This is a genomic window from Nocardioides sp. P5_C9_2, assembly GCF_054049555.1.
In genome coordinates this window covers 1-1,510 of record NZ_JBFUMD010000681.1, presented here as the reverse complement: position 1 = coordinate 1,510, position 1,510 = coordinate 1, and the positions used below count along the sequence as shown (strand labels likewise).

3 protein-coding genes are annotated in these 1,510 nt (G+C 73.9%); 1 reads left to right on the top strand and 2 read right to left on the bottom strand.

The annotated features are described in order from the left end of the window. The first annotated feature begins 1 nt into the window (after nt 1). Entirely contained in the window at nt 2-571 is a 570-nt protein-coding gene (locus tag ACXJKL_RS20960) for a bacterial proteasome activator family protein (protein WP_457208925.1), read from the top strand. 6 nt (nt 572-577) lie between these two features. On the opposite strand, the gene ACXJKL_RS20955 is transcribed toward ACXJKL_RS20960, so the two are convergent. Both ACXJKL_RS20955 and ACXJKL_RS20950 read right to left on the bottom strand, forming a co-directional pair. After that, nucleotides 578-1,174, bottom strand: a complete 597-nt coding sequence (locus tag ACXJKL_RS20955; protein WP_457208924.1) for a hypothetical protein — start codon at nt 1,172-1,174, stop codon at nt 578-580. Between the two features lie 5 nt (nt 1,175-1,179). Then, on the bottom strand, nt 1,180-1,510 hold a 331-nt coding region (locus ACXJKL_RS20950; RefSeq protein WP_457208923.1), incomplete at its 5' end, for an HAD family hydrolase.

Genomic DNA, 1,510 nt, shown 5'->3' with positions numbered 1-1,510 from the left:
GGTGGTGGTCGGTCCCGACGGACGCCCGGTCGGGACGATCCCGGTCAGCGCGCTCCCCCCGATGCCCGCCGCCGACGCGGACGAGCCCGAGGACGGCCAGCGGCACATCACCGAGCTGGTGGAGCAGCCCGCCAAGGTCATGCGGATCGGCTCGATGATCCGCCAGCTCCTCGAGGAGGTGAAGGCGGCTCCCCTCGACGAGGCCAGCCGCAACCGCCTCAAGGAGATCCACCAGGCCTCCATCAAGGAGCTCGAGGCCGGGCTCGCGCCCGAGCTGGTCGACGAGCTCGACCGCCTCACGCTGCCCTTCACCGAGGAGGGCACGCCCTCCGAGGGGGAGCTCCGGATCGCCCAGGCCCAGCTGGTGGGCTGGCTCGAGGGACTCTTCCACGGCATCCAGACGGCGATCTACGCCCAGCAGATGGCCGCCCGCGGCCAGCTCGAGCAGATGCGCCGGGCACTGCCGCCGGGGACACACCCCGACGGGCCGGCCGCTCAGCCCCAGGGCATGCCGACCATGCCGACCGGAGAGCCCCCGGCCGCGGGCGAGTCCAGCGGGATGTACCTCTGAGCCGGCTCAGCCCCGGCGGTCGCGCCGCGCGACCACGACGAGGGTGAGCAGGCTCAGGATCAGCAACGCGCCGCCGGGTGCGGCCAGGCGGGCGAGCGAGGCCGGGGCGGACTCCTCGACGCGGGTGAGGGTGGCCGTCGGTGGCGGGGGCGGCAGCACGGCCTGGCCGGTGCCGAGGATGCCCTCGACCTGCGCCACCCGGTCGGCGTCGACCCGACCCGTGCCGTCACAGCTGGTGGCGAGGTACGGCGGGGCGTCGCCGCGCACGATGAAGAGGTAGTCGGCGCCCGGCGTGGGCACGCCGATGCCGCACGCGGTCGTCTGCCTGGCCGTCGTCACGGTCGTGCTGCGCTCGACGGTGCCCTTGTAGACCCGGGTGGCGGTCACGGCCATCTCGAGCTGCTGGTCGGCCCGGGTGACCCCGTCGACCGTCCCGATGAAGACGGCGTCCGCGCGGGACGTCTGGCGTTCGGCGTCGGCCGGCTGGCAGGTGCACGCCGAGGCCGGGGCCTGCACGGCCAGGACCATGCCGCCCACCACGAACACGCAGGCCAGGAGCGCGCGCAGGACGCGCGACAGCACGGCCGGAGGGCGAGAAGACATGCGCGTCACCCTACCGACAGGCCGAACACCCGACTGAGGACCTCGGCGACGCCGTCCTCGTCGTTGCGAGGAGCCGTGTGGTCGGCCAGCGCGATCACCGTCGCGTGCCCGTTGGCCATGGCGTACGACGTCCCCGCCCACTCGAGCAGCGGCAGGTCGTTGGGCATGTCGCCGAAGGCGATCACCTCCTCGGGACTCGCTCCGAGCTCGGCGACCAGGGTCGCCAGCGTGGTGGCCTTGGTGACCCCCGCGGCGCTGATCTCCACGAGGGTGCCGACCGACGACCAGGTCGTGACGACCCGCGTCCCGACGACGTCCTCGACGCGCCGCCAGTAG

Bases quoted from the DNA above. Each gene is read 5' to 3' on its own strand.
- ACXJKL_RS20955 (WP_457208924.1), bottom strand. From the start codon at position 1,174: ATGTCTTCTCGCCCTCCGGCCGTGCTGTCGCGCGTCCTGCGCGCGCTC.